At 41.1% G+C, this 20,357-nt stretch carries 15 protein-coding genes; 6 read left to right on the forward strand and 9 right to left on the reverse strand.

Going from position 1 to position 20,357, the window contains the following annotated elements:
* Positions 1 to 53: 53 nt before the first annotated feature.
* From NST56_RS14535 to NST56_RS14560, 6 genes are all read right to left on the reverse strand, one after another.
* On the reverse strand, positions 54 to 2,102 hold the full coding sequence (locus NST56_RS14535; RefSeq protein WP_268450287.1) for a GH32 C-terminal domain-containing protein: 2,049 nt from the start codon (positions 2,100 to 2,102) through the stop codon (positions 54 to 56).
* A gap of 142 nt (positions 2,103 to 2,244) precedes the next feature.
* The gene (gene levG, locus NST56_RS14540) at positions 2,245 to 3,072 is read right to left on the reverse strand and encodes a PTS fructose transporter subunit IID (protein ID WP_168748318.1); all 828 of its coding nucleotides are present in this window, start codon (positions 3,070 to 3,072) and stop codon (positions 2,245 to 2,247) included.
* A 20-nt stretch (positions 3,073 to 3,092) separates the two neighbouring features.
* Entirely contained in the window at positions 3,093 to 3,896 is an 804-nt protein-coding gene (gene levF / locus NST56_RS14545) for a PTS fructose transporter subunit IIC (RefSeq protein WP_339182248.1), read from the reverse strand.
* A gap of 4 nt (positions 3,897 to 3,900) precedes the next feature.
* Complete coding sequence (locus tag NST56_RS14550) at positions 3,901 to 4,401, reverse strand: mannose/fructose/sorbose PTS transporter subunit IIB (RefSeq protein WP_010335073.1); 501 nt, start codon at positions 4,399 to 4,401, stop codon at positions 3,901 to 3,903.
* Positions 4,401 to 4,841: a PTS fructose transporter subunit IIA gene (gene levD / locus NST56_RS14555; protein ID WP_010335074.1), complete on the reverse strand. Its 441-nt coding sequence runs from the start codon at positions 4,839 to 4,841 to the stop codon at positions 4,401 to 4,403. The genes NST56_RS14550 and levD overlap by 1 nt, the downstream gene beginning before the upstream one ends.
* Positions 4,842 to 5,032: 191 nt before the next feature.
* Positions 5,033 to 7,843, reverse strand: coding sequence for a sigma 54-interacting transcriptional regulator (locus tag NST56_RS14560; RefSeq protein WP_339177379.1), 2,811 nt, complete (start codon positions 7,841 to 7,843; stop codon positions 5,033 to 5,035).
* 692 nt (positions 7,844 to 8,535) lie between these two features.
* Here NST56_RS14560 and NST56_RS14565 point away from each other — a divergent pair.
* Positions 8,536 to 9,909: an amino acid permease gene (locus NST56_RS14565; RefSeq protein ID WP_229146701.1), complete on the forward strand. Its 1,374-nt coding sequence runs from the start codon at positions 8,536 to 8,538 to the stop codon at positions 9,907 to 9,909.
* Between the two features lie 301 nt (positions 9,910 to 10,210).
* Here NST56_RS14565 and NST56_RS14570 read toward each other — a convergent pair whose 3' ends face one another.
* Entirely contained in the window at positions 10,211 to 10,843 is a 633-nt protein-coding gene (locus NST56_RS14570) for a LysE family transporter (RefSeq protein WP_010335077.1), read from the reverse strand.
* A gap of 152 nt (positions 10,844 to 10,995) precedes the next feature.
* On the opposite strand from NST56_RS14570, the gene NST56_RS14575 reads away from it, so the two are divergent.
* The 5 genes from NST56_RS14575 to NST56_RS14595 all read left to right on the forward strand — a co-directional run bounded on the left by NST56_RS14575 (position 10,996) and on the right by NST56_RS14595 (position 16,201).
* A complete protein-coding gene (locus NST56_RS14575) occupies positions 10,996 to 11,823 on the forward strand; it encodes a TrmB family transcriptional regulator (protein ID WP_010335078.1) in 828 nt (275 codons plus the stop codon).
* Between the two features lie 247 nt (positions 11,824 to 12,070).
* Positions 12,071 to 12,571 (forward strand): RNA polymerase sigma factor SigV, encoded by a 501-nt coding sequence (sigV, locus tag NST56_RS14580; protein WP_010335079.1) that lies wholly within the window; start codon positions 12,071 to 12,073, stop codon positions 12,569 to 12,571.
* Positions 12,571 to 13,428, forward strand: a complete 858-nt coding sequence (gene rsiV / locus NST56_RS14585; RefSeq protein WP_229146698.1) for an anti-sigma-V factor RsiV — start codon at positions 12,571 to 12,573, stop codon at positions 13,426 to 13,428. The genes sigV and rsiV overlap by 1 nt, the downstream gene beginning before the upstream one ends.
* Before the next feature lie 129 nt (positions 13,429 to 13,557).
* Positions 13,558 to 15,465: an acyltransferase family protein gene (locus NST56_RS14590; RefSeq protein ID WP_339177384.1), complete on the forward strand. Its 1,908-nt coding sequence runs from the start codon at positions 13,558 to 13,560 to the stop codon at positions 15,463 to 15,465.
* A gap of 448 nt (positions 15,466 to 15,913) precedes the next feature.
* Positions 15,914 to 16,201, forward strand: coding sequence for a YrhK family protein (locus tag NST56_RS14595; RefSeq protein ID WP_268445734.1), 288 nt, complete (start codon positions 15,914 to 15,916; stop codon positions 16,199 to 16,201).
* 324 nt (positions 16,202 to 16,525) lie between these two features.
* Here NST56_RS14595 and cypB read toward each other — a convergent pair whose 3' ends face one another.
* Together cypB and NST56_RS14605 are read right to left on the reverse strand one after the other, a co-directional pair.
* Positions 16,526 to 19,693 carry a bifunctional cytochrome P450/NADPH--P450 reductase CypB gene (gene cypB / locus NST56_RS14600; protein WP_339177390.1) on the reverse strand — a complete coding sequence of 1,056 codons (3,168 nt, stop codon included), beginning with the start codon at positions 19,691 to 19,693 and terminating at the stop codon, positions 16,526 to 16,528.
* A gap of 16 nt (positions 19,694 to 19,709) precedes the next feature.
* Positions 19,710 to 20,300, reverse strand: coding sequence for a TetR/AcrR family transcriptional regulator (locus NST56_RS14605; RefSeq protein WP_168748327.1), 591 nt, complete (start codon positions 20,298 to 20,300; stop codon positions 19,710 to 19,712).
* Positions 20,301 to 20,357 lie beyond the last annotated feature (57 nt).

The raw sequence follows: 20,357 nt of genomic DNA on the forward strand, positions 1-20,357 counted from the left end.
TAGGTCTTCTCTAATCACAAGTCCTTTGATTCAAGTATCATCTTTTCAATTCTTTATCTTCTGACATCCAAGCTTCCCGCGTTGACATTCTGGAAGGCTGCTGTTGCATCCCAAACGTTCAAGCCAAATTGGCCTTCTGAGAATGCAGAATCCTCAGCATCTATCACCAGACGGTCATCCAAATATATTTTAAAGTGAGTGCCTTGAGCCACAGTTTTCAGATGATACTTTTTATTTATATCTATCGGTGTTTTATATTCAGCAATAACAGTGGCAACACCATCCTCAAATTTAAAAAATTTCACCAGATCATGTTTCGCATCCACATTGGCTACATAACCATTTTGTGCATCTTTGTCTGAACGAAACACAAGAGCTCCTGCCCCTTTTCCGTTCCCATCTTTAACTGTAATGTCAGATTCATAGGTGGAATCTGCTCCAGATGCTGAAGACATAATGAAGGAATCGCCGTCTGATCGTCCTTGTTTTCCATCAATTGTGTCAGCCCACGTACCGTTTACAGTTGTCCAGCCAGTCAAATTGGATATAAACGGTGACGCTCCCCATACTTTATTTAAAGGATGAATCGTTAGGGAGTTTACCTTAACACGGCCATTAACAGCATATAATTCAAGACCTTTGCTTGATCGATCCGGAAGAATGATGTCAGTCAACACCTGCTGTCCGTCATTGCCAAATACTTCGACTGAAGAGCGGTCAACAAAAATACGCATTTTTATCTTTCCATTTACCGGCTTCAGCGGAGCTGCTTGTTTCCCAGTGTTAAAGGTTGGATTGAAGGTGACGTTTCCGGATTGGCTTCGGTCAACGAACAGTTTGCCGCTCTTTTGATGGTAGCCGACTTTTGTATATTGATGTCTCCCTGTTCGAACCTTAAAACCAAATTCAGAAGCCGAACCTGGGTTCACTTGAAACTCTGCATTCATTTCATAAGCATCTCCAGATAGGCCCGCCAATACATTACTGCTCTCTGGCGATATGCTCTTATTTTTCCACTCATGTGAGGCCCCGCGGATGGATTGCAGTTCTGTTACTGGTGTTTGAATGACTCTGACCCCTTTAGAGAACGCTTTCAATTTTACTTCTCTTGGAATAGTCATTGCACTTCTCCATGGAGATGTAGGAACATCGTTGGCATATTGCCAATTGCTCATCCACCCTAGCCAAAGCCGCCGTCCGTCTGAAGATGGTGTATCAGACCAAGAAACAGCTGCATAAAAGTCTTTACCGTAGTCGGTCCATAATACTTTGTCTGGGGGGTTTTCGTTCTTAAAAGTTGTTCCATCGAAACTCCCTACAAAATATTGCATGCCTGATCCTCCTGAAACCGCACCGTTTCCGACACTGACTTGCATCACCCATTTCTTTTGTTTCGGATTGCCGTCTACAGGAAGCTCAAATAAATCCGGGCATTCCCATACGCCTCCATGACTACCTTGTCCTTGCCCAAACTCACTTGCATATGTCCACTGCTTCAAGTTTTTCGATGTATAAATGAGAATTCGGTCACCAGCTGCCAGCACCATCACCCACTTTTTATCTTTTTCGTACCAAAACACTTTCGGATCGCGAAAGTCTTTTTTTCCCGGGTTAGGAATGACCGGATTACCTGAGTATTTCGTCCACGTTCTTCCTTTATCATTACTATAGGCGATGCTTTGCACTTGGCCGTCTTCGTGATCCTGTGTATATATAGAGACAAGCGGCTTCTCCTTTCCGGTTTGAAAACCGCTTGTATTATTCCAATCGACCACTGTGCTTCCGGAAAAAATCGTGCCTTTTTCATCCGGTGACAGCGCTATAGGGAGATGCTTCCAATGAACTAAATCCTTGCTTACTGCATGGCCCCAATGCATCGGCCCCCATTGCAGACCATATGGATGATGCTGATAAAACAAATGATACTCCCCTGCATAATAAACCATTCCGTTTGGATCATTCATCCAGTTTGCCTCTGGTGTAAAGTGATATTGAGGACGGTAATCCTCATCATAGTAGCTTGAATCGGCTGCACTTACTGGTAATGCCATAGTAAACAGCATGGTGAACAGGATCACGACTTGAATAAGCTTCTTTTTCATTCTGATTCTCTCCTCTCTAACATATGAACACATTCAAGAGAGACATCTGCACGAGTGGATCCGTGATAAAAGCTGTATCGAATGATGAAGAGGTTATGAGAAAGACTTCTGCAGGTTCTCCCCTTTTTACCCATTTAAGCGCTTATGCCAGAAATCCAGCCCAATAGCCAAGAATACCGATCACAAATATGCCAACTATAATAAGGAGCGGATTTACTCCTTTTCGCAGCATCCATGCCACTAATAAAGTCAATCCTAAAGGCAGCACCCCCGGCATAATGCTGTCTAAAATATTTTGCACAGTTTGAACGTCAACTTTTCCGTTATCATCTTTAATTCTTGAAACAACGATTGGGATGTTGATGGTGGTCCACTTGGAGACCAAAGCCCCCATCACAAATAACCCGAGGATGGATGCACCTTCTGTCAGTTTTTGAATACGATTCCCTGTTAAATCCTGCAAAATCTCCATCCCTTTTACATAGCCGTACTTTAAACCGTAATATTTTGTGGTTAATCTGATGGCATTCAGCAGGAAAAAGAACAGCAGAGGACCGGCAATGTTTCCGCCTAAAGCAAGAGAAGCTCCTAAAGCAGCCAATACGGGACGTACGGTTCCCCAGAAAATAGGGTCACCCACACCCGCTATCGGACCCATTAAACCGATTTTCATCCCGCTTATTGCTTTCCCGTCAATTCCTTTATTGTTCGCCATTTCTTCTTCCATGGCAGCTGTCACCCCAAATATGGGTGCGGACAGCCACGGATGTGTATTAAACCATTCCAAGTGCCGCTGCAATGCTGCGTTTCTTTTCGCTCCCGGACCGTACAATTTTTTGATCGCCGGTATCATCACATAGCAATATCCCATTGCCTGCACACGTTCAAAGTTAAATGAGCCGAGCAAGAAATTCGAACGGATAAACATACTGAAAATGTCTTTTTTCGTTAATCTTTTTTCTTTCTCCATTTTTCATCCCCCCTCGTTCTTTATGCATCTAGATCATCATCATCATAGACAGCGGCATTGCTGCCGTCTGTGGCTGCGGCGACTGCTCCGTGTGCGCTATGTTTTTGCATAACCTGCTGATATAAAAGCGCCAGACAAAGGCCGAGAGCGCCAAACCCTACTAAATTGAAATCGGTAAACGCTGCCAACAAAAAACCAATATAGAAAAACGGCTTCAGATAAGGGATATTCATCATATTGATCACCATGGCATACCCCACAACAACAATGATGCCTCCGCCTATTTGCAACCCTTTGGTAATGACTTCCGGAATATTTCCCAAGAACGCCTGAACAGCGCTCACACTGATTAAGGCCACAATCAAAGTCGGTATCATGACACGCAGCGCTTGAAACACCATAGCGGTAATATGCATAATTTCAATTCCTTTGATATTTCCCTCCCTCGCATATTTATCAGCACGGTGAATGAAAAAGACAGTAATTGTTCGGACAAAAATAGTAAGCGCTTGACCTGCAGCTGCCAAAGCAACAGCGACGGCAATGCCTTCACCAATGCCTTGATCAGCGGTAATCACCAAAATGGTTGAAATCACAGAGGCAATAGCTGTATCCGGTGCTATGGCAAGGCCGACATTCATCCAGCCCAGCGCCATCAGCTCCAGCGTTCCTCCTAAGATAATTCCTGTTTTCAGATCACCCAGCACCAGGCCAACCAACGTGCAGGCAATCAGCGGACGGTGTGTTTGTCCTTCATCCAATACACTTGCTATACCTGTAATGGCTGCAATGATTAACAACAAAATAATTTGTATTGACGTCATCATCTCATCCCCTTGATGATTTTGTTACATTTCTTAAAATCTCCAAAAAGTCTTCGCTGGCATCAGAAGGCAGCTGCCTCAATTCCAGTGTGACGCCTAATTCATTTAATAATTCAAATGCCTCTATATCCTTTTCCGTTACGCTGACTGATTTGGTGATTTGCCGGCGATTATTCTCAAAACGCATACCTCCGACATTTACGGTTTTGATAGGGACGCCTGCTTCTATGAGAGATACAACATCGGATGGGTTTTCAAACAAGAGCATCGCCGTTACCCCTTCGTAGCGCGGACTATGAAACGCCTTTGCCATTTTAGAAACTGATACGGCACTCGCCTTTACATTGGAAGGAGCAACCGAAAGGATCAGGGTTTTTCTCATTTCATCCTGCGCAACGTCATCTGACACCACGATGATTCGGTCTGCTGCATGGACTTTAATCCATCTTGTCAGGATTTGTCCGTGAATAAAGCGGTCATCAATTCTTGCCAATGTAATGTTCATCATAGTTCATCCTCTCTTTTTTCTTCGCTGACTGTTTTCACTTTTTCTAAATGTTCACTGCAAACTTGAAAGCTTTGCTGGCTCATTTTTTTTAAGTGATTCAGCAATTCTTTGAGTTTCATGTGTTCTCTTAGGCTTAATACCTCCAGTACGATCGGCAGGTTTATGCCGGCAGCCATATCCATCCTTTGATCCTTAGCGATAAAGGAAGCCGCTGCGTTATACGGTGTACCTCCAAAAATATCAACTAAAAACAGCACCTCATTTTCTTTCGGAATATCCTGAAGCGTCTGATGATATTTTTCTTGCAGCGTTTGGATGCCCTCTCCTTTAAAAAACGGCACCGCTATCAAATGATTTTCTTCCCCGAATATCATGCCTGAAGACTCTTTTAATGCTATGGGAAAGTCCCCATGTCCGCTAATAATGACTGAAATCATAACTCGTTTGCTCCTTTCCTTTTTCCTACACCCATTTATAATGCAAGTATCGTGCCAAAGAAGCTGTGTTAAGCGTTTTCATTTGTTTTACAGCACATAAAGAAAGCTGATTGAAACACTTGTGGATACAAAAATAAACCTGTATTAAAATGGCGTTCCATTTAATACAGGTTTACGTAAAAAAATCGCTTTTAACACATATGGCCATGTACTTCTTCAGCAAAAATGGCGGCTATATATAATTTTTCATCATCGCTTATGTTCAGCCCTAATTTTTCTTCATAAGGGATTAATGTTCGCTCTGTTACCTCAAAAATCTCTTTCAGCTGATCGGTTATTTCGTCTTCTTCGGAAAAGGCAATCGGATTCTGTTTAATCACCCTTTCAAAGGCAAAAGCCGTATGCATAATCACTTTAATCATCACTGTGTTATTAAAAATGATGCCTAGCTCGTCTTGAATGGTTTGAAGCCACTCTAATAAGATATCTATAATGTGATGGGGGTTCAAAAAAACCAGATACTTTTTCAAACTATCCTCGCAAAGCTCCCGTACAATGATGTTTGTTCCCGATAATCCATTACTCATCGGGATGGTGCCTTTTGTGATCGCCTGTTGGATCATCTTCTCTCCTTCACCTTCAATTAAGACCTCCAAGGATACATGCGGAGCATTGATTTTAGGATCTTTTGTTCCTACTGTCGCAAGGATCTCATACTCTTTTTCGATTTCTTTAATGCTGTTTGCCAATTTAATCGATGATACGGTCAATATGTGGATAGGTGCATCAGAGGCCTTGTTTACGATTGTTGTTAAGATGTCTTCCAGCTTTTTCGCCGTTCCGCTGCCTGTTGTGCAGATCGAAACCAACGCCCTCTTTTTGCCTGGTGAGGCGGCAGGCTGCCGATCCCATAACTCAATAAAATCCTTTGTGACCGAATCATATATGGCATGTAAATGTAAATTCAGATAGTTCACCTTTCTGACGGCGTCCAGCACCATTGAGGTCGTGACATTGCTGATTGTTTTAATTTTGATGCCTGTTTTTTCTTCAAGCTTGCTTTCCAGCATTGCAAGTGACCCCATGTCAACAAGCATTAAAACACCTTCACCTTCATCTACCTGCTTCATTTTCTCCGCTAAGCGTTCCATGATTTCCGCAGGTGAAACAGAAAGAGGCATATCGACGGCCGCAATTGGGGTGCTCCCTAAAAGCTCCGTCGCTACTTCAACCATTGAACTCGCCATGCTATTTCCATGTGCGGCAACCACTATTCCCACTCTTTTGTTTTCTTTTAACGTTTTGATGGAATGAATCAGCATCGTTAAGTAGATGACTTCTATTTCCGGGACGGTTACTCTGAAGTGTTCCTGAATTTTGTCTTTAAATATGAGCGCCACCTCATACTCTTTCACATGTGTATCACGGATTTCATCTGTTTCCTGCGCATTTAAAACATCAATTTGCTTACCGCGTTTTAAAAATGAATCGATATGCATACTTAAGAAATAAATAAATTTACGGTCAAATGTGCAATTTAATTCATCTTCTGCTACTTCTTTTAATTGCTTTGTCATTTGAATCACGTCGTCCTCAACAAATGTCAGCAGATTGTCATTTCGAAAAGCTCTTTGGTTAAAAAAGCTTCTGACATGCAAATGAATATCCGTTAAAATATATTGGTTTATTTCCTTTTTGGACAAACCTTCTTTGTTTAACACTTCGACCTTTTTTTCTATCAAATGATACAAATTAAATGATAGATCATCATCAATTTTTGTTGTTTCATCTTCTACTATCGGGGATATGATGGTAGTGATATTGACATATTCAGAAATCGTTCTGCTTCTTTTCATGTTTTTGCTGCTTGACATCCAATCTTGCTTGATTTCATCCGGGAGATCCCGAACGGTCAGTTCCACAACTTCATCTCTGTCAAGATTATGTAAAAATCCATGTGCACAAACTAATTGTACATTTGATTTCAGCTGTCCCACATTCCCAAATTTCGCAGAATGAATCAATGCATTATATACATCGATATGCACACTTAGATTCTTCTTAATACGCTCTGCTTCTTTTCCCAATAAAAACGTTGTCAGGTCAACTCTCTCTTTAAGAGATCGTTCTTCCAGCGACGGAATATGAATCGTCATTGGAATTCTTCGCAAAAATGTTTTTAATAAGGCAGAATTAGGATTTTCGGTAGTTGCGCAAATAAATAATACTTTCGATGTTCGTTTATGCTCAGTTTCTCCAAGGCGGTTATAAGATCCGCTGTCAATGAAATAAAACAGCATTTCTTGTCCCTCAGGCGGAAGACGATGGATTTCATCCATAAACAGAATACCCCCGTCGGCCTGCTCAACTAAACCGGCTTTATCTTCGTTCGCGCCAGTATATGCTCCTTTCTTATGACCAAATAATTGAGAGAGTAATAATTGAGGATTGTTATAGTAATCTGCACAATTAAATGTGATGAACGGAGAACCAGGCTTCAAAATGTCAGAATAAGTCGCAAACTGATAAATTCGGTTCGCAAAAAGGGATTTACCGGAGCCTGTTGGCCCTAAGAGGAGCATGTGCAGACCGTGTGGAGGATAAAAGACAGCTGCTTTTGCTTGAGAAATTGCTTTCTTCAAACTCCCTTTTGCTCCAATCATAAGTTCTAGTGGATTCATAGAAATGTTTTGATGTATCTTTTTTGGGTTTTCAGAAAACTGCTTCAGCTCTTTAACTTCCATTATCTCTGTATCCCATTTTTTGTTGAATGCTTTCTCCACTACTTCCACCGGAATATAGCGCACGGGAAACGTTTTAATCTTTATCACCTTTTTGGACCGCACGAGATTGTTTAATTCAAAACTGACATTGGATCGGTCTATCTTTAATTGCTGAGCAATTTCCTTTGCTGAATTTCCCTGCACGTTTAGAAGATGATGTACGTCAGTCTTATGAAAATTTTGCAGCAGCTGGCGGTATATTTTATCAATCCTTTTCATCTATATCATCCTTTGTCCTTATTAGTCAAAATGGAAAAAACGGACATCAGTTTTTATGCCTTGTACTGAGGGAATCTTATCTCATTTAAGACCTTGCATTCACATGGATCCTTTCTTTTTGAATATTCCGTTAAATGTTTTTATATGCAGGAAACAATCAGCATCCTGTCTCACCAGATTGCACCGATTAAAAATAATTACGTTATTTGTTTAAACAGACGCCCTTTTTATTTTTGGTGTTTTTGATCTATGATTTACTCAGGTTGTCCCCCTTCAAAAGTAATAATTCGTAAACAGTTTATCACTCTTCGGGAACATATTGATGACAAAGTTCCGATACTGCGTAAAATACATCTTAAAGATCAGGACAAACAACCCAAGAACTCAATCTCTTATCATGTCTGAATGTTAACTAGTTATCTTCTTCTCACATTATTATTTTAATAAAAATAGTGGAATATATATGAGAGCGGTAGAAGAGCGATAGAAAAGAAACCCTTTACACCTCCTGATGGATATGACACCTTATAAAAATAGAGAGAAAGATAATAAATTAGTTACATTTAATTAAAAAAATCAATAAAATTTAATATAATTTACGTTTCCTGTTATAATGATAGATAAAAAATTTAGGAAGCTATGTACCTAAACAACCAAGATAACTTATATTTTTTATTGGAGGAAAACATAAAGTGACGGACGATTCCACTATGGACCATTCTCTGCACAAACGAAAATTGTCCAGAGGCCTTAAAAACAGGCACATACAACTCATAGCGATTGGGGGGGCAATCGGAACTGGTTTATTCCTAGGATCAGGGAAATCAATACATTTTTCAGGCCCCTCTATTTTATTTGCTTACATGATTACGGGTGTATTTCTCTTTTTCATTATGCGTTCACTGGGAGAGCTGCTCCTATCTAACGCGGGATATCACTCTTTTGTTGATTTTGTAAGAGATTATTTAGGAAATATGGCAGCATTTATTACTGGCTGGACATACTGGTTTTGCTGGATCTCACTTGCTATGGCTGATTTAACAGCTGTCGGACTTTATACCCAATATTGGTTTCCTGATGTACCCCAATGGATGCCAGGGTTCATTGCGCTTGTGATGTTGCTCATTATGAATCTCGCGACTGTCAAACTTTTTGGAGAATTGGAGTTCTGGTTTGCGTTAATCAAAATCATCGCAATACTGGCACTGATTGTTATCGGTATTGTCTTGATCATAAAAGGATTTTCCACACAGTCAAGCACAGCCGCCTTCACGAATCTTTGGAGTCACGGCGGCATGTTTCCAAATGGTTTACATGGATTTATTCTCTCATTCCAGATGGTCGTGTTTGCGTTTACGGGCATTGAACTTGTGGGGCTTACTGCAGGCGAAGCAGAAAACCCAGAAAAAGTAATTCCTAAAGCCATTAACAATATACCTATTCGGATTTTACTTTTTTATATTGGCGCTCTTCTTGTGATTATGAGTATTTATCCATGGAATATCATCAATCCTGCTGAAAGCCCATTTGTTCAAGTATTCTCAGCGGTCGGTATCATAGCAGCCGCCAGCATCATTAATTTTGTTGTACTGACATCTGCTGCTTCAGCTGGCAATAGTGCTCTATTTAGTACAAGCCGGATGGTATACTCGCTTGCCAAGGATCATCATGCACCTGAACCATTGCAAAAGCTGACTGCCTCAAATGTACCAAGCAATGCCTTATTCTTTTCAGCCATTGCCATTCTGATTGGTGTTATTCTGAACTATATAATGCCAGAGCAAGTCTTTACGCTTATCACAAGTGTTTCTACTATCTGCTTCATCTTTATTTGGGGCATTATTGTGATTTGCCATTTGAAATATCGGAAAACAAGACCAGATGTCGCAAAGGTGAATACATTTAAAATGCCGCTTTTTCCATTATCCAATTACGTAACACTGGCTTTTCTAGTGTTCATACTGGTGGTGCTGGCACTCGCGAAAGATACGCGTGTTTCTCTATTTGTCACTCCAGTTTGGTTTCTCTTATTGATGATTGCGTATAAAGTTCGTAATACTAAGTGAATATCATAAAAAAGACAAGGGAGTTGTGATCCCTTGTCTTTTTTGTGTGCTGCGAGGCACTAATAAAGCTTATTGTCCTTATAGAAATCAATGTATCAGGTAAACTGCAGAAACTAAAGGGCCTTCTATATATTTTCTGCTAACAATAGGATATTGCTTGTTTTATGATCCCGCTCAGTTAGTGACATGATGTTTTTCCATACGAATATCTACCAATACACTTATGAGGAAAATAAAATACTTACCTTCATCATTTAATCCTTATTTATTTATCCATAGACTCCGTATAAATGGCCGCTCATCAACTCAAACCAGTTTTGATACCGAACCCAACTAGCATGATCCCCGTTATTTTTTGAAAAGCTTTCTGGAACTTGGGATTTTTCATCCATTTTTTTGCGTAATCAATTATATAAACGAGAAAGAGGAACCATAACACCGCTAAAAGGGTGAGAATCGAAGCTAATATAATAAGCTGCTGGTTTACATTTCCCTTCAGATTGATGAACTGGGGCATGATCGTGACATAGACCAAAACCGTTTTGGGATTGAGAATGTTGCTAAGAGACCCTTGCATAAAGGAAGATTTATAGTATCGTTTCGGAGAAATTGCTGCGGTTTTTGCTTGGGCTTGCATGTCGTCTAAAGAGAACATATTCTTTGCAAAAAAACTTTTTATCCCTAAATAAATTAAGTATGCTGCTCCCAAATATTTGATCGTTGTGAAAAGAATCACCGACTTGGCTATAACCATTGATAAACCTAGAATGGCAATAACCGTCCAAAAAGAAAGTCCCGTTGCCAATCCGAGAATATTATAACGGCCAGCCTTTGCGCCATACCTAAGGGTATTTTTCATAACAAGCATCGTATCTGCTCCTGGAATGATAACCATCATAGCAGCTATTGGTATGTATGCGAGTAAGCTGTGCATGTTCTTTCCCCCTTTAAATGAATCCCCTCATATATAGTGACTACAAAAGTAACTCCTTATAAAAAGTGTATCAATACGTTTGGAAAAAATCAATATGGTTTGTTAAAATAGCGATTACAAAGGCAGCGACTGCTTTTTATATTGGAGGATGTATGAAGGAGAATATATTAGACATTTTAAAAAACCTCAATTTTACCGAATATGAATCAAAAGCTTATCTTGCCTTATTGCAAGAATCGCCTTTAACAGGCTATGCGGTAGCCAAAAATTCTGGCGTGCCTCGTTCAAAAATATATGAAGTCTTGGAAAGCCTTGTCTTAAGGGGAGATATTTTTGTAAGTCACGGAAATACGCCCCAGTATGTCCCCGTACCCGCTAAAGAACTGGTTAAAAACCGCCGGCTTAAAGCGGAAGAGAATTTTGACCAGGCTGAAAAATACTTTGAAAAATTTGAGCAGACCGCAAATGACCGGGAGAATATCTGGAATATCACCGGCCGCAATGAAATTCTTGAAAAGGTGAAGGCTTGTATATCATCAGCAAAAAAAAGAATCCTCTTAGAAATATGGAAAGAGGATTTTAAAGAAGTGGAATCAGAGCTTAAACAGGCGGCAAATAAAGGTGTCATCGTTACAATTATTGCGTACGGAGAGATCGCATCTGATTTTGCTAATGTTTATCTTCATGATATGAGCAGTGAAATTACAGAAGAGTATGACGGACGGTGGCTTGTTTATAGCGGAGATGATTCAGAAGTTGTAGCAGGTATTGTCTCTCTTGGGAACGATAGCCGCGCTGCATGGACAATGCATGTAGGGTTAGTCATGCCTATTACAGAAGTAATCATTCATGATCTGTATCTCATGGAAATTATGAAGAAGCATAGAGGGCTTTTAGAAGATAGTTTTGGAAAAAACCTCATCCAGTTACGCCGCAAATTTTCAATCCACTCAGATTTTAAAAAACATTACTTGGAATAGAACACTGATGCTTCCTGTATATTATGTAATCAAAAAACATGGCTCGTCTCCACAAGCCATGTTTTTTTATGCACTCCCCAATTAAAAGGATCTTTTCCGTTTATTTTTAAGCAATTGATCCTCCCCTCCCGCTCCTGATCATTTTTTAAAAAAATGATATCTGCGCAAACTATTTTTTAAACTGCCTCGTCTATCCTAGGTAACATCCAACGATATACGTATATTCGAAAAGGAGCCCTTTATTGCAATGAAGAAAAAACAAACAACAAAAGCGTTGCTTGTCACGTGTATAACTGACCATAAGCAAGATTTCTACAGGTTAGCCTTCAGTTATGTGAAAAATCAAGATGACGCGTTAGATATTATTCAGGAATCTATAAAAAAAGCGCTCAGCTCAGTTGAAACGGTCAGAAACCCTGAGACGATAAAAAGCTGGTTTTATAAAATTTTAGTTCGTACAGCTATTGATTTTTTGCGAAAACAAAAAAAGGTAAAGGTGATGGATGACGAAACGATAGAGTTTTTAAGCTCAGGAAAGAAAGATCACTATAAGGACACTGATCTTCATGAAGCGCTCGACGAATTGCCGTCCCACTATAAAACAATTATTATTTTGCGTTTTTTTGAAGACCTCAAACTAGAAGAAATTGCGGAAATTACAGGGGAAAACTTGAATACCGTCAAAACGCGCCTTTACAGAGCATTGAAGCTGATGCGCATTCAGTTGACGAAGGAGGATCTTTCTTAATGGATAAGAGATTACAGCAATTAAAAGAAGAATATAAAAATGTTCAGATTCCTAAAGAACTGGATATCATTGTCGAAAAAGCCCTTCAGCAAAAACCAAAAAAGAAAAGAATCGTCATGTGGCCGACATCAGCAGCTGTCGCGGCAGCTATTTTATTCACTGCACTTGTCAACATCAACCCAGATGCAGCTCAAGCTATGTCAAAAATCCCTGTCATCGGCAAGATCGTCAAAGCCATCACTTTTATTGAGATCAAAGAAGAGAAAGATCAATCAAGCATCGATGTCAAAACGCCTGCTCTCTCGGGACTTTCAAATAAAGAGCTTGAAAACAGCATCAACCAGAAATATTTGAAAGAAAGCAAGAAGCTATACAAAGAATTTATACAGTCCACATCCAAAAACAAAAAAGGACATCTCAGCATCTATAGTGATTACGAGACAGTAACAGATACGCCAGATTTAATTTCTATTCGGCGTGATATTGAAAAAACACAAGCATCATCTTACACACAAAGCCGTTATATCACAATTGACAAAAAGAACGATATCTTACTTACCTTAAAAAGCTTATTTAAAGATGACCGCTATATCAAAGTCATCAGCCAAAACATCAAAGAACAAATGAAACAGCAAATGAAGGAAGATCCAAATAAAATCTATTGGGTCACTGACGAGATTGCAGAACCATTCAAACACATTCAGCCTGATCAAACGTTTTATATTACAGAAGACCATAAACTTGTGATTTCATTTGATGAATATGAAGTTGCACCCGGCTATATGGGCGTTACAGAGTTTAAAATTCCGACCAGTGTCATCTCAAATCTGCTCATGGGAGAACGTTATGTTCGATAACAGAAAAACATCCATGTCGTCCTCTGGCATGGGAGTTTTCCCTTTCGCAAAGGGACCTGACAACTATCAAGAAGGCGTAATCTCGCAGCCAAAGCAACAAGAATATCTGCACATTATTGGAGGAATACCATGTATCACAAGACACAACATCACCGCTACATCACTGGACTCGATGGCCTTCGGGCCTTTGCCGTCCTGGCAGTTATCGCTTATCATCTAAACTTCAATTGGGCTAACGGAGGCTTCATTGGAGTTGATATCTTTTTTGTATTATCAGGCTATTTAATTACTTCTATCATATTACCGGCACATGGAAATGATATCAGCCTTGATTTTCGGGACTTTTGGGTGCGCCGAATGCGGCGGCTTCTGCCAGCGGCATATTTTATGATCATTTCTGCTGTTATTTGGGTCGTCGTGTGCAACCGGGAACTATTGCACACTGTACGCGGAGATGCCATCTCTTCTCTCTTTTACATGAGTAATTGGTGGTTTATTTTTCATAAACTCTCGTATTTTGATAGCTTCGGCTCCCCGTCACCGCTTAAAAATCTTTGGTCGTTGGCCATTGAAGAGCAATTTTATATGGTATGGCCGATGTTCTTGGTTGCTGGGATGTACATATTTAAAAACCGTGCTAAACTGGCGGCGGCGGTGTCATTGCTTGCGCTCTGTTCAGCCGTGATGATGAGCGTACTGTATGAACCCGGCGGAGATCCGAGTCGCGTGTACTACGGCACAGATACTCGTTCGTTTGAACTTCTCATAGGATGTGCTATGGCTCTAATATGGCCGATGAAAAGACTGTCTTCAAACAGGCTGTCAAACAAACTGAAGCGCCTTTTGCATGTCACTGAACTTTCGGCGTTTTGTGTTTTAGTATTGTGTGTCTATTTTACAGATGAATACGAACCTTTTCTTTACAGAGGCGGAATGTTTTTAATAAGCACTACCGCAGCGGTCCTTATTGCATGTGTATCCCACCCGAGCAGCTTTTTGGGCATTCTGCTTTCATGGAGGCCTCTTCGTTGGCTTGGAACAAGGTCTTACGGTATTTACCTTTGGCACTACCCTGTTATTGTGTTAAGCACGCCAGTTCAAGAAATCGGAAACCCTGTTTTATGGCATATCGTGCTAAAGATCATCGCTACATTTATACTCGCCGAGCTTTCCTATCATTTTATCGAGGAGCCTATACGGACACAGGGATTTAGATCATTTTTTGGCCGTATTTTTATCCATAGAATCAGAGAATGGAAAACGACATCTGTCGTCAGCAAAATGTCAATTGGTCTCATCATTCTCGCTACACTTATTTTTGCGGGAGGGCTGTCTGGGCTAGCCGGGGAGCAAAAGCACCCCACCAAATGGACGTATAGCTCACAAGAAACAAACGGTGATACCAGCCAGGCTTCTGAGGATAGAAAGAAAGCTGAAGCCAATGAAGACAGTGAAAACAATCCCGAACAAAAGACAACAGACTCCAATCAAGATCAAAAGCAAAACAAAGATAATGAACAAGAGACTAGTAAAAATAAACACAAGCAATCTCAGCAACAGAAAGAGCCGGCAGCTACTGATAAAGAAGTATTAGCTATAGGGGATTCCGTCATGCTTGATATCGCCTCCAGCCTTCGCCAGTCACTTTCACATGTCACAATTGATGGGAAGGTGGGAAGACAAATGTCTCAGGCTTTAGAATTGACACGGGAATACAAGTCTTTTAATCAGCCGAATAAAGCTGTCATCATTGAGCTGGGAACCAATGGCTACTTTACAAACAGCCAAATCGATCAATTGCTTACATCTTTCTCAAAAGCTCATATCTATCTTGTCAATACACGTGTGCCCCGGCAATGGGAAAGCAAAGTGAATGAATCTTTACGGCGGCAGGCTGAAGCGCATGACAATATTACGTTGGTTGACTGGCATGCAGAAGCTCTCCAGCATCCGGAGTATTTCACCCCTGACGGCGTACACTTGGTTCCTCAGGGGGCTAAAGCTTTAACCGCTCTTATCGTTCAGGCAATTAAATAGATTAGCAAAAAAGAGGTCCTGCTGAGGACCTCTTTTTTTGCGATAGATCAATTCCCGTTACAGGCCCATCGCATGCACAAATTGCTTTTAAAAAAGGATTGCCTGTCACATTGATGACATGGACCAGGCATAAAACCTAATCTATTGGAAATTTATATTCTGCATTCTAAAATTATTCCTTCCGTTTCGTTCTCAATTTCACTTAATACGATAATAATATTCGATCCGTTAGTCATACTGTCACCCCTTTCGTTTATAATTCATTAATATTACAATATTTTTCACTTTATGTAAATAATTAGCTCTAAAAACCTCGCAATCTCCCTTCCTAACTTGAGAAATGGCTGACTTATTTATGGTCCTAATAATCTTTATTTCTAGCTGTGAAGACCTTATGTTTACCTATCGTTTCCGTGAGGGTAAGCAAATATAGAATGGGGGGATCATAGTGGCAGCTAATGCAGAAAATGAAATGAAAAAGCAAATAAATCGGTATGAGCCATTTTTCAAAAAACGATATAAAGTTCTCTATACAGTAAACGATTTTATCATTGGCGCTTTATTTTTCATCGGCAGCTTTTTCTTCTTTTACGATGAATTAATGTCTGCAGGAATATGGCTGTTTGCAGTTGGCAGCTTCCTGCTTTTAATCAGACCGACGATTCGACTGGTTCATGATTTTCATTACAGAAAGCATCTCGAGCGTCAATATCAACAAGGAGTGTCCTCTGACTAGTTTGAAGAAGCGAACAGTCTGAAACCTGTGGGGCATTCAAGTGCCGGGTCTCAATCGGACAGTCTAACTCAAACGGCAGGATGAAGGCAAAACGCTTGATTAAGTCAATAAAAAATCGAACTCCAATACACAAATATATAACTTTATAACTATTTATATATAAAATAATAGAAAAAACCTAAAGTTTTATATCTTTCGGACGATAATAATAGTAAGGCCGGCGCGATACTCCCTATAACATCCTTTTCAGTAGATTTCAATATCGTGCCGGTTTTTTTCACATGCTAAAGTAATCCCGCCATCTCTGGCGGGATTTATTTTTACCTACATTCCTGTCCATACATCTTTTACATAACGTTTTTGATCTTGCAGCTTCTTCAGCCATTCTGCTGACGCTTCCTGACTTGCTCCTTTGTCACCTTCGTAAGCCGCACGCAGTGTGTTCTCTACTTCAGGAGCCATATGCGCACCATCGCCGCATACATAAACGTGCGCACCTTTTTCGATCAGTGAAATTAATTTCTGTGCATCTTGTTTTAGCAAGTGCTGAACATATACTTTTGGCTCGTCTTCCATTCGTGAATAGCATCGATGGACTGTTACCAAACCGTCGTTTTCCGCCTGGTCAAGCTCTTCTTTATAAAGATCGTCATGATCAGGACGGCGGCACCCAAAGTATAAATGAGCTTCGCCAAGCGCACTTCCTTCCTTCTTCAGAACGGACCTGGCCTGGATGAAACCTCTGAATGGCGCAATTCCTGTGCCTGGTCCCACCATAATAAGAGGAGTTTCGGGATCATCAGGCAGCTGGAATCCAGATTGCGGCGTTCGAATGAAACAGGCAACCGTATCACCTTGACGGAGTCCGGCTAAATAATTGGATGCAACGCCCTTGTATTCTCCGCGTCCACTCCAAGCTGTCGTCTTTACAACTCCTACCGTCATACTGATCTTATTTGCTTTGACCTTCGGTGAGCTTGAAATTGAATAATATCTCGGCTTTAGTGATGGCAAAAGCTCTAAAAACCGTTCAAACGGCATTTCACAGGCCGGATAGTCCTCTAACAGATCCAGCATTGTCACACGTTTGGTCAGAACCTGTTCCTTGTACATTTCATCACTTGATACAAGCAATTCCAGCTCTTTTTTATGAGGCGGGCATACTGTATATGAAGCCAGCTCACGAAGCTGAAGCCTTGAAGCAGAATCCTGCAGCTCTACGTAGGATGATAATAACTCCGTCACTCTGATTGGCCGATCCAGCGGAAGGTGGTGAGCCATATGCGGGCTGCCGTTCATTTTTATCACGGCGTGCGGCTGCAAATCGAATCGATTGAGAACCCGTTGAACCAGCTCTTGGCTGTTTTTCGGCAATATTCCGATGTGGTCGCCTTCTTTATACGTTTTTGAGTCAGGGAGCTCCAATTCTATATGACGAGTTGAACGCAAACTACTTTCTGCCTGAAGCTCACGGTTTTCAAGAACGATACCTTCAAACGCGCCATACGCTTTGGCAAGCGGTGTCTCTGTTGCTTCACTGAGGAATGTAATGGATAGTGAAGGCTTCGTTTCTTTCTCGGTTATTTCGTTCACATGAAAGGCTTCCATTGTTTCCTTCCAAAAGCGGTTCTCCCAAGACTCGCGATGGCTTTCAAAGTCGTCAGCCGCATCTCCTTCCCCAATGGATGTCAAACGTGATGCTCCTTTTGATGCCATCATGTCATCGATAAGGCGAGGAATTCGCTGATACGTGCTGGCCCAGCTTCGGTTTCCGCAGCCGAATACCGCATAGGAAACATTCTTTAATTGACCTTCCTCCAACTCTCCCAGCCACTCGACAAAGCCAGCAGCATTATCAGGCGGCGCTCCATTATATGAGGCAGTCACAATGACAACAGCACCTTGGTCAGGGAGTTTTCCGATGTAATCATCAAGAGATGCAGTTTCCGCTGTAAAGCCGAGCCGGCGCCCGTAAGCGGCCAATTCACCTGCCATGCCTTCTGCTGTGCCGAGATTTGAACCGTAAAGAACGAGTAAAGGTGTGCCGTGTTTAGGTTTTGTCTCGTTTTCCTTCGTTTCTTGCGCGGTGCTAGTCTGTTCTTTTTTCTGAACATTCATTTGGACCGTTTTCCTTTGTTTCACTGTAATTTTAAAATTATCCGGTTTAATTGTTAATGCCTCTTTGATTTTGAGCTCATAACCGGTGTGATTCATCAATTCAAAGTGCTTTAACACAAGGCCGAGAACCATTGTCGCTTCTTGAAGCGCAAACTGCATCCCGATACACGCGCGCTGGCCGTTTCCAAACGGTTTATACGCATGGTGAGGAATATTCTCAGGGTTCTCAAACCGTTCCGGACGAAAATCTTCTGCATCTTCACCCCAAGCGTTTTGGTCTCTGTGAAGTTTTGGGATCAAGACGGAGACGGGCTGTCCTTTACTGATAGGATATTCACCGCCTAAAACTGTATCCTCCTTGGCATAAAGAGAAAAAGCAGGCGCTGTCGGATACAGCCTAAGCGTTTCATTGAGTACCATCCGGACATATTTCAGCTGCTGAATATGTTTATATTCTGGCGTGTCTTCCGTTAACACGCGATCGGCTTCCTCCTGAGCTTTTTTTAGTTTTTCTGGATGTTTAAGCAGGCAGTAAATCGCAAAGGAGAGCAAGCCGCTCGTTGTTTCATGGCCAGCAATTAAAAATGTGATGATTTGATATCTGATGTTTTCATCATCCAGTGTCTCACCCGTTACAGGATCTTTCGCATAAAGCATGAGCGATAACAGATCCTTAATATTTTGATCCGGATATGCTTTTCGCTCTGCTATTATTCTGTCGACCAGCGAATTCATCACTTCGATATCCTTTTGGAACTGCTGTCTCGTTTTGATCATCATCTTATCCTGCAGGCCCAGTCTTTTTGTTTGATTCATTCCCTCTTTTAAAGCCCGGAGCATGCTGGTGATAAACGGATGCTGCGTATCACGGTAAAAGCTGTTAAACCGATAGTTAAATCCGCATAACCCGATGGTATCAAGCGTCAGGCGGGTCATATCGTCCGCCACGTCAATTTCTTCATTCGGATTCAGCCGGCTCCATTTTTGAATCAGCTGTGTCGCGATATCCAGCATCATAGAATGATAGCCTTTCATTGCTTTTTGACTGAAGCTCGGCAGCAGAATACGATGGGCTTTCTGCCAATTCGGCTCGTGCGTCCAGCTTGTAAACAATCCGTCTCCTCCGAACTCACGCACTTTCAGCAAGCCTTTTCCAAGGTTTTTGTCAAAGCGGCTCTCGTCACACACTTCAGCAACGAGTTCATGGCCTGATACAAAAACGCCGGATACACCTGGAAAATCAAAACGGAAAATCGGCCCTAACTCATCAGCAATCCGCCATAAGGATTGAGAAAGCTGTTCCTTTTCCAAATGCGGGAGGTTTTTTAAAGGCCCGTATGTTTTCGGCTGAGGTATTGCACTTGCCTGTTTCATAAACATCTTCCTTTCTTTATTCTTCTGAAGTCAATGAATGAAGTTTAATCGCGTCCCAGCAGCACTGCTCCAATTCAGAAATCAAATCAGCATTCATCTCTATATCACCTTGTTGCATTAGCTGGTACAGCTTGAGAAATGCGCCTAATACAATCGCAATTAATACATTGGAGGGCAAGGAGCGGATCACTCCTTCTGTTTTTCCCTTGTTAAAGAAATCGTCAAGCATTTGAGTCAGGTTTTCTATCATTTTTTTGCTTGTTTCATTTAAATAGTGAGCATCCTTCTTCGTCTCAAGGAAAAAAAGCGCGTAGTCGCTCTCCTTCGTAAATTGAACGAGACAGCAAAATATGTGGCGAAAGCCCTCTCTGACAGGCATTTCTGAATAATTGCGCTTTACCTTTTCTGAAAAGCGCTGAATGCTTTCTTGAAACAAAACATTGACGAGTGTTTCTTTGCTGTCAAAGTAGCGGTAAATCGTGCCTGTACCAACTTCAGCTCTTTTTGCTATCATTGGGATGGTGGTGGCATCAAATCCTCTTTCCGTAAAAAGCGATAGCGATGCCTTCATGATCAAATCGTATTTACTGATAAGTGCGGATGCCATGTAAACTTAAAACCTCCGATTCTTTTAGGAATGAATGTTCATTCCGCTTGTTCATAA

The sequence above is a fragment of the Bacillus sp. FSL R5-0560 genome (genome assembly GCF_037966305.1).
GTDB lineage: Bacteria > Bacillota > Bacilli > Bacillales > Bacillaceae > Bacillus > Bacillus mojavensis.